Source organism: Streptomyces sannanensis (genome assembly GCF_039536205.1).
GTDB classification, from domain to species: Bacteria; Actinomycetota; Actinomycetes; order Streptomycetales; family Streptomycetaceae; genus Streptomyces; species Streptomyces sannanensis.
Map to the genome: position 1 here is coordinate 416,456 of NZ_BAAAYL010000001.1, position 7,982 is coordinate 424,437.

Here is a 7,982-nt window from a genome sequence, read left to right on the forward strand (position 1 = left end):
CGAGTCGAGGAGGTTACCCATGACGACCGTGTCCGCGCGGCTCGGTGCCCCGGCCCGGCACCACCCGTGGGTGGTGTTCTGCTGCCGGCGCGCGGCACGGCTGGTCGTCTCGCTCTTCGTGGTCGTCACCGCTTCCTTCGCGATGATCCGGCTGATCCCCGGGGACCCGGTCCGGGCCGCGCTCGGCGTGGACGCCCCGCCGGACCTGGTGGCGGCGAAGCGGCACGAACTCGGTCTGGACCATAGCCTGCCGGAACAGTACTGGCAGCATCTCCCGCGGCTGGCCCACGGCGACCTCGGGGTCTCGCTGGTGACCGGCGAGCCGGTGGCCGACCTGGTCAGGGCACGCCTGCCGGCCACCCTGCTGCTCGCCGTCCTGACCTTCGCCTGCGTACTCGTCGTCGCCCTCCCAGGGGGGCTGCTCGCCGCGGTGTGGACACACGGAGGGCGACGCCCGCGGGCGGAACTGGCGTTCACCGCCACCACCTCGGTCCTGGCGGGCGTGCCGGACTTCGTCCTCGCGGCGGGTCTCACCGCGGGGCTGGCGGTCGCCCTGCGCATCCTTCCCGTCGCCGGCGACCTCGGTCCCAGGTCCTATGTGCTGCCCGTACTCGCGCTGGCGCTCGCTCCGACCGCGGTCCTGCTGCGGATCGTGCGGGTGGAGACGCTCAAGGTCCTCGCCACGGAATATCTGCGTGCCGCCCGCGCGAAACGGCTGCCCGCCGTCCGGCTCCACCTGCGCCACGTGGCACCGAACGCGCTGACCGCGTCGCTGACGTTCGCCGGGAATCTGTTGCCGGCCCTGATCGCGGGGACCGTACTGGTCGAGAAGGTGTTCGTCTGGCCGGGCATCGGTTCGGCGATGGCACAGTCCGTGGCCGCGCAGGACTACGCGGTCGTCGAGGCGTCGGTTCTGGTGCTCGGCTCGTCGGTCCTCGTGGTGAACTTCCTGGTCGATCTGGCACTCGCTCTGCTCGACCCCCGATCGGTCATCCGGAAGACGTGATCCGATGGCGCTGTCCTCCTCTTCCCCGTCCTCGCCGTGTGCCGCCCACGGCCGGTCTCGCGCGTCCCGGTCGAACTGGGCCACCCCCATGGGCGTGATCACCCTGGTGATGCTCGGGTCGCTCGCCGTACTGGCCGTCGCCGGGGCGGTGCTGTGGGGGCAGCAGGCCGACCGGCCGGACCCGTCGGCGGTGCTGCGCGGGCCCACCACGGGTCATCTGCTCGGCACGGACCGTCTCGGCCGCGACCTGCTCGCCCGGCTGCTCTCGGCGACCTGGCCCTCCCTGCTGCCGGCCATCGCGGCCACGCTCCTCGGGGCGGCCGCCGGCATCACGCTCGGCGCGCTCACCGCCGTAGTGGGCGGGCGCGCCGCCCGCCTGCTGGGGGCCCTGATCAACCTTCTGTTGGCCTTCCCCGCGCTCCTCGTCGCTATGTTCCTCGCAGCCCTCTTCGGGGCGGGCGCGGGCGGTGCGGTGTTCGCACTCGCCGTCGCCTCCGCACCGGGCTTCGCGCGGATCACGCAGACCCTTGCCGCCCAGGTGGCCGGGACCGACTTCATGGCCGCGGCGCGCGTGCTGGGCCTGCGCCGCCACCGGCTCCTGCTGCGCCATGTCCTGCCCCACATCGCCGAACCGCTGATGCTCAACACCACGGTCGCCGTGGGCTCGGCACTCGTGGCGCTGTCGGGACTGAGCTTCCTCGGACTGGGGGTGCAGCCCCCGTCGTACGACTGGGGACTCCTGCTGAGCCAGGGGCTGGACCGCATCTACACCGAACCTCTGCCCGCCGTGGCGCCCGGCATCGCCATCGTCTACGCCGCCGTCGCGTTCCAGCTGCTCGGCGAGATGCTGGCCGGAGCCGCCGTACGGCAAGCCCGCCCGCACCCGGGGGAAGAGCCCGTGACACACCCTGCGCGCGCCGACCGCCCGGCATCCGTGGGCCACGTGCTGGAGGTGGAGGATCTGCGGGTCGTCCTTCCCACTGCGGACGGGGTGGTCCGGCCCGTCCGCGGTGTCACCCTCACCCTGCAGCGTGGTGAGATGGTCGGCCTGGTCGGCGAGTCCGGTTCCGGCAAGTCGCTGACGGCGCTCGCCATCGCCGACCTGCTGCCGGACGACGCCCGCGCGACCTGGGGTACGCACCGGTTCCTCGGTGCGGACGCCGAGTCGCTGACCCGCGAGGAGCGACGCAGGCAACTGGCGACGGGAATGGCGTTGATCTTCCAGAACCCGGCCTCGGCCTTCAACCCGTCGCTGCGCATCGGAACACAGATGACGGAGGCCGTGCGCACACACCGTGGCACCCCTCGTGCCGAGGCCGTCGAGCAGGCGCTGGCCCGGCTTCAGATGGTCGCGCTGCCCGCCGGGCGCCGGTTGCTCCGGTCCCGCCCCTTCCAGCTCTCCGGCGGTCAGCGCCAGCGAGTGGCGATCGCCGCGGCTTCGATGTTGCGCCCCGACCTCATCATCGCGGACGAACCGACGACAGCCCTGGACGTCACCGTGCAGCGGCAGATCATGGACCTGCTCCGCCGGGTCCGGCACGACGACGCCACGGCGATCCTCTTCATCAGCCACGACATCGCCCTGGTGGCCGATGCCTGTGACCGGGTTCTGGTCATGTACGGGGGAACGATCGTGGAGAACCTTCCTGCCCATGAGCTGGCGGTCGGCGCACGGCATCCGTACACGCGGATGCTCGTCGCCTCGGTCCCGGACCTGGCCGCGGAGCGTGACCGTCCCCTGCGCACCATCGAGGGAGAGCCGCCCGATCCGTACGGTTCGGCCCCGGGGTGCCCGTTCCATGACCGCTGTCCGCATCGGCTGGACCGGTGCGCGGTGGTGAGCCCGGTGTTGTCCCCGCTCGGCCCGGGGCACGAGGTCGCCTGCTGGCAGCCGCTGCCCGCGGCACCGTCCCGCGAGCGGCGTGAGACCGAGGAGGCGCAGAAGTGAGCACAGGGTCGGGGCTGGCGCTGTACGACGTCACCGTTCGCCATCACGGACCGCTCGGGCCGATCACGGCAGTGGACGGCGTGTCGCTGGATGTTCCCCAGGGCACGACGGTCGGCCTGGTGGGCGAGTCCGGGTCGGGAAAGTCCACTCTGGCACGAGCGGTCGTCGGGCTGGACCCCCCGTGCGCCGGGCGGATCACCGTCGGAGGGCGGGAGTACGGTGGGCGCCGGGTGGCCGACCGGCGCCGGCTGGGGCAACAGGTCCAACTGGTGTTCCAGGACCCGGACACGGCACTGGACCCCCGTATGACGGTCCGTCAGTCGCTCGCCGAATCGGCCGGGGCCTTCGTCCGGCTGGACCGCCGTAGCCGCGAACAGCGCGTCGGCGGACTGCTGGAACTCGTCGGTCTCGACGCCGGCTGCGCCGACCGGCTGCCGCGGCAGCTCTCGGGCGGCCAGCGCCAACGCGTCGCCGTCGCCCGCGCGCTCGCCGTCGATCCGGCGGTGCTCATCGCCGACGAGGTCACCTCGGCTCTCGACGTGTCGGTCCGGGCGGCGCTGCTCACCATGCTCCGGGATCTGCAGCGACGCATGGGCTACGCCATGCTGTTCATCAGCCATGACCTCGCCGCCGTCCGCCATGTGTCGGACGCCGTCGCCGTGATGTACCTCGGTCGGATCGTGGAGATCGCCTCCACCGAGAGCCTGCTGCGCGGCCCACGGCATCCCTACACCCGAACGCTGCTGTCCGCCGTGCCGAGTCTGCACGCCGGGAGACGCCCGGCCGGGGAACCCCTTCTTGCCGGTGAGGTGCCCGACCCCGCGTCGCCGCCGACCGGATGCCGCTTCCATCCCCGCTGCCCCGTCGGACCGGACCGACATCCCGGACGGGACGTCTGCGCCGCACGGGACCCGCAGCTGGACGCGGCCGGTCAGCCGCATCGCGCCGCCTGCCACTTCCCGTACCGCACCGACGACCACCCGCCCCAGGCCTGTCGCGTTCCCCCGGACGCGAACGGTGACCGGACTCCGCGAACCCCCGAGGACCTGCCGTCATGACAGCCGGGGAAGCGGACACGCCTCCGTCCGGCGCGGACGCGGTCGTCGTGGGGGCCGGTGTGATCGGTGCCGCGGTGGCACTGGAACTGGCGCGCACCGGTCGGCGCGTCGTGGTCGTCGACAAGTCCGGCGGCGTCGGCCACGGATCCACCAGCGCGTCGAGCGCGATCATCCGTTTCAACTACTCGACCTGGGGCGGTGTCGCCACCGCATGGGAATCCCAGCACTGCTGGGCAGGCTGGGCGGAGCACCTGGGCACCGTGCGCGGCCCCGGCCTGGCGGCGTTCCGGCGGACCGGAGCGGTACTCCTCGACGCACCGGGCTCCGGGACGTCGGAGGTCGTCGCGCTGTTCGAGCGTGCCGGTGTGCCGTACGAGCGCTGGGACGCCGCGACGCTGCGCAGCCGGATCCCCGGTATCGACGCGGGACGCTACGGGCCTCCCAGGTCCCTGCTCGACGATGCCTTCTTCTCCGGCCCGGAAGGAGAGCTCGGCGCACTGTTCACCCCCGACGCGGGCTTCGTCGACGATGCCCGGCTCGCGGCACAGAATCTCGCGGACGCGGCGGCCCGCATCGGGGTGCGTTTCCTCTTCCGGCGCGCGGTCGTCGGTGTGCTGCGCGGCGAGGACCGTGTGGCGGGCGTCCGGCTCGCCGACGGCACCGCGATCACGGCACCCGTGGTGGTCAACGCCGCCGGGCCCTGGTCGGGCGGGTTCAACCGGACGGCCGGGGTCGGGGCCGAGTTCACCGTGGGAGTGCGCCCGCTGCGCCAGGAGGTCCATCAGGTGGCCGCGCCGGTCCGTCAGGGCGACGGGACCGCCTCGGGCCCGGGCGGCACCGGGACCACGTCCGGCCCGATCGTGGCCGATGTCGACCTCGGGACCTATCTGCGCCCCTCCGGCGGACACCTCCTCATCGGCAGTATGCTGCCCGCCTGCGACCCCAGGGAGTGGCTCGACGATCCCGACGAGTGCAACCCGCACCCGACGCCCGCCCGGTTCGAGACCCAGGTGACCAGGGCAGCACGCCGATTCCCGCTCCTCGGCGTTCCGAACCGGCCGACCGGCATCGCCGGTGTCTACGACGCCGCCGACGACTGGTCCCCCATCTACGACCACACCGATCTGGCCGGCTTCTACGTCGCCATGGGCACGAGCGGCAACCAGTTCAAGAACGCTCCCCTGGCGGGCCGGTTCCTCGCCACCCTGGTCGACCGTGTCGAGGCCGGCCACGACCACGACCGCGATCCGCTGCGGTACACGGGGGAACACACCGGCGTCGTCGTCGACCTGGGTGCTTTCTCCCGCAGACGGTCCCTGGCCGACGGTGCCGCCTCTCGAACCGTCATGGGCTGACGTTCAACGTGTGCATGAGTCCGCGGAACGGTGTCGGAGGAGCGCGTATGACATTCCCGGACACGAGCGCCCGTTCACGGGGCCGGTGCCGTCCGGCAGTTCATGTGCCGGACGGCACCCGCCTCGTGAAGCCGGAAGTGGTCTACCAGCGGCCGCGTGCCGACGCCGAGCCGAGCTTGGAACTCAGCACCGACAGGAAGGCCGGGAGCCTGGCCACCGCGGATTCGGGAACCGTGGTGACCTGGACCGTGTCCCGCACCACGTCCTGCACCACGAGTTTGTAGGTGCCGTCTTCCCGGACGAGTTCGGCGGCGTAGAGCAGTGTTTCCACCAGAGGTCCTTCGGTCGTGTCGTGCGACGGGGTCAGGCGCCGTTGAGCCAGGCGTTCCAGGCCTCGGTGGCCGGCTTTTCGTCCGCGTCCTCGGCGAACAGGTGGTGGCCCAGCCAGATCGGCCAGTTCCAGGAACTGCCGTTGAAGAACCGGTACAGCGCGTCCAGGCCTCGCAGGCCGACGAAGTCGGGGCTCAGCCAGTCCACGACCACCTCCGTCGAGCCGCCGTGCGTACCCGGGAGGTCGAGCGACAGCCGGTCGCCGACGGCCGCGTCGTCGTCGAGGCCGAGGCGCCGGCGCAGGGCGGCGAAGTCGGCGGGGTCTTCGGTGCACTCGCCACGGGCGGCCTTGACGTAGACGGCGGGGCGGCCGGCGAAGTGCCTCAGGTACTCGGGGAGGGAGTGCTGGTAGAAGTCGACGTGCTTCTCGGCCGCGTCCGCCTTGGTGTCCCAGTTCCAGGTGTCGTCGACGACGCCCGTGTGCACCCAGTGGATTCCCATCCGCAGGTGGCTCGTGCCGCCGTCGGCCGGCTCGATGCGGTAGGTGAGCGTGTTGGAGAACCCGCCGTCCTGGGTCGCCCGAACCGCGAAGTGGTGCGGCGGCTCCCACGCCACGACGGTGCTGTCGCCGCGCGTGGCCTTTCCGCCGACGCGCGGCTCGACCTCCATCGGGTACAGCCAGCCGAGGTTGCCGGCGCCGGTGGCGACCGCGTCCCAGACCTGTTCGGGCGTGGCGGGCAGGTCCTGTTCCCGGCGGACCTCGAGCTCTCGGGCCATGGTCACTTCTCCTTCGTCGTCGTTCATGGGTCAGTAGGTGAGCGGAAGCGCGGTGAGCCGCCGTTGCAGCGGGTTGGGCCGCCAGTCGAGGACCGCGCCGTCGGCCAGCCGCAAGTGCGGGAGCCGACGGACCAGCGTGCCGACGGCCACCTCCGCCTGGAGCTTGGCCAGCGGGCCGCCGAGGCAGAAGTGCGGGCCGTTGCCGAAGCTGAGGTGCCGGTTGCCGGGGCGGGTCAGGTCGAGGCGGTCGGCGTCCTCGAAACGCTCGGGATCACGGTTGGTCGCCGCGAGGAACAGATACACCAGCTCACCCTCGCGCAGCGTCTGCCCGCCGATCTCGACGTCTTCGGCTACGACCCGGACGATCGCCTGGGTCGGCGTGTCGTAGCGGGCGAGTTCCTCGACGGCCGTGCGGACCAGCGCCGGGTCGGCGCGCAGCCGGGCCAGTTGGTCGGGGTGGCGCAGCAGGGCGAGCATGCCGTTGCCGACCAGGTGGGTGGTGGTCTCGTCGCCAGCGGTGATCAGGACGAAGCAGGTGGACAGCAGCTCGGAGTCGGTGAGCCGGTCGTCCTGCGCCTGGGTGGCGACCAAGGCGCTGATGAGGTCGTCGCCGGGGTCGGCCCGGCGGCGGCGAACGAGCCGGGCGAGGTACTCCTCGTACTGCTCGATCGCCGCCTCGGACTTGTCGATGTCCTCGCTGAGTCGGCCGAAGCGGTGGAACCAGGTCTTGACCTGCGGGAGGTCCTCGGGCGGGATGCCGAAGAGCTCGCAGACGACGGACAGCGGCAGCGGGGAGGCGACCGCCTCGATCAGGTCCATGGCCGGGCCGGCGGCGACCGCCTCGTCGATGAGCCGGTCGACGATCCGCTGGATGCCGTCGCGCAGGGCTTCGACGCGCCGGGCGGTGAAAGCCCGGTTGGCCAGCTTGCGCAGTCTGGCGTGGTCCGGCGGGTCGGTGTTGCTCATCACCCGGCCGAGCCGGTCGGTGAGCCGGCTGAAGGCCTTGAGGTCGCCGCCGAGCGCGCTGTAGGCGCGGGTCATCCGGTCCCGGTCGCTGGACAGCCGCAAGTCGCTCAGGGCCGCCTCGACGTCGGCGTACCGGGTGAGGTACCAGATGCCCTGGGCGCTGCGGTGGACCGGGTCCTCGCGGCGCATGCGGGCGTAGAACGGGTACGGGTCCCGGCGGGCCTCGGGCGTGAGCAGGGCCGCGGCGAGGTCGTCGGACCGGGCGAGGCCCGCGCTGTCGCGGGCCTCGTCGGTGGTTTCGGTCAGGTTCACTGCGAGCCGCGCTACCGCTGGGCGTTCATGGCGTCGGCGAGGCTCTTGGGCCGCATGTCGGTCCAGGACCGCTCGACGTACTCCAGGCAGGCGGCATGGGTGTCGGGTCCGTGGGCGACGCTCCAGCCGTCGGGGACGTCCGCGAACTGCGGCCACAGCGAGTGCTGGTTCTCGTCGTTGACGAGCACGAGGAAGGTGCCGTCCTGGTCCTCGAACGGGTTGGTCATGGG

8 protein-coding genes are annotated in these 7,982 nt (G+C 72.2%); 4 read left to right on the top strand and 4 right to left on the bottom strand.

The features are described 5' to 3' along the window. The first annotated feature begins 19 nt into the window (after positions 1-19). The 4 genes from ABD858_RS01985 to ABD858_RS02000 all read left to right on the top strand — a co-directional run bounded on the left by ABD858_RS01985 (position 20) and on the right by ABD858_RS02000 (position 5,367). Positions 20-1,006 carry an ABC transporter permease gene (locus ABD858_RS01985; RefSeq protein WP_345034087.1) on the top strand — a complete coding sequence of 329 codons (987 nt, stop codon included), beginning with the start codon at positions 20-22 and terminating at the stop codon, positions 1,004-1,006. Positions 1,007-1,094: 88 nt separating this feature from the next. Continuing rightward, positions 1,095-2,954, top strand: coding sequence for a dipeptide/oligopeptide/nickel ABC transporter permease/ATP-binding protein (locus tag ABD858_RS01990; RefSeq protein WP_345034088.1), 1,860 nt, complete (start codon positions 1,095-1,097; stop codon positions 2,952-2,954). After that, positions 2,951-4,012 (top strand): oligopeptide/dipeptide ABC transporter ATP-binding protein, encoded by a 1,062-nt coding sequence (locus ABD858_RS01995; RefSeq protein WP_345034089.1) that lies wholly within the window; start codon positions 2,951-2,953, stop codon positions 4,010-4,012. Before ABD858_RS01990 ends, ABD858_RS01995 begins: the two co-directional genes overlap by 4 nt. Beyond that, a complete protein-coding gene (locus ABD858_RS02000; RefSeq protein WP_345034091.1) occupies positions 4,009-5,367 on the top strand; it encodes an NAD(P)/FAD-dependent oxidoreductase in 1,359 nt (452 codons plus the stop codon). Before ABD858_RS01995 ends, ABD858_RS02000 begins: the two co-directional genes overlap by 4 nt. Before the next feature lie 142 nt (positions 5,368-5,509). Here the strand turns inward: ABD858_RS02000 and ABD858_RS02005 are convergent, their stop codons facing one another. Genes ABD858_RS02005 through ABD858_RS02020 form a run of 4 tightly spaced genes read right to left on the bottom strand, consistent with a single transcriptional unit; the run spans position 5,510 to position 7,979 of the window. Then, the gene (locus tag ABD858_RS02005; protein WP_345034092.1) at positions 5,510-5,698 is read right to left on the bottom strand and encodes a hypothetical protein; all 189 of its coding nucleotides are present in this window, start codon (positions 5,696-5,698) and stop codon (positions 5,510-5,512) included. A 32-nt stretch (positions 5,699-5,730) separates the two neighbouring features. Then, complete coding sequence (locus ABD858_RS02010; RefSeq protein WP_345034093.1) at positions 5,731-6,474, bottom strand: SRPBCC family protein; 744 nt, start codon at positions 6,472-6,474, stop codon at positions 5,731-5,733. A 30-nt stretch (positions 6,475-6,504) separates the two neighbouring features. After that, positions 6,505-7,752: a cytochrome P450 gene (locus ABD858_RS02015; RefSeq protein ID WP_345034094.1), complete on the bottom strand. Its 1,248-nt coding sequence runs from the start codon at positions 7,750-7,752 to the stop codon at positions 6,505-6,507. 11 nt (positions 7,753-7,763) lie between these two features. Further along, positions 7,764-7,979 carry an MbtH family protein gene (locus tag ABD858_RS02020; protein ID WP_345034096.1) on the bottom strand — a complete coding sequence of 72 codons (216 nt, stop codon included), beginning with the start codon at positions 7,977-7,979 and terminating at the stop codon, positions 7,764-7,766. Positions 7,980-7,982 lie beyond the last annotated feature (3 nt).

Coding starts and splice junctions, on each gene's coding strand:
- ABD858_RS02020 (WP_345034096.1), bottom strand. CDS start 7,979: ATGACCAACCCGTTCGAGGACCAGGACGGCACCTTCCTCGTGCTCGTC.
- ABD858_RS02010 (WP_345034093.1), bottom strand. CDS start 6,474: ATGGCCCGAGAGCTCGAGGTCCGCCGGGAACAGGACCTGCCCGCCACG.
- ABD858_RS02000 (WP_345034091.1), top strand. CDS start 4,009: ATGACAGCCGGGGAAGCGGACACGCCTCCGTCCGGCGCGGACGCGGTC.
- ABD858_RS01985 (WP_345034087.1), top strand. CDS start 20: ATGACGACCGTGTCCGCGCGGCTCGGTGCCCCGGCCCGGCACCACCCG.
- ABD858_RS01990 (WP_345034088.1), top strand. CDS start 1,095: ATGGGCGTGATCACCCTGGTGATGCTCGGGTCGCTCGCCGTACTGGCC.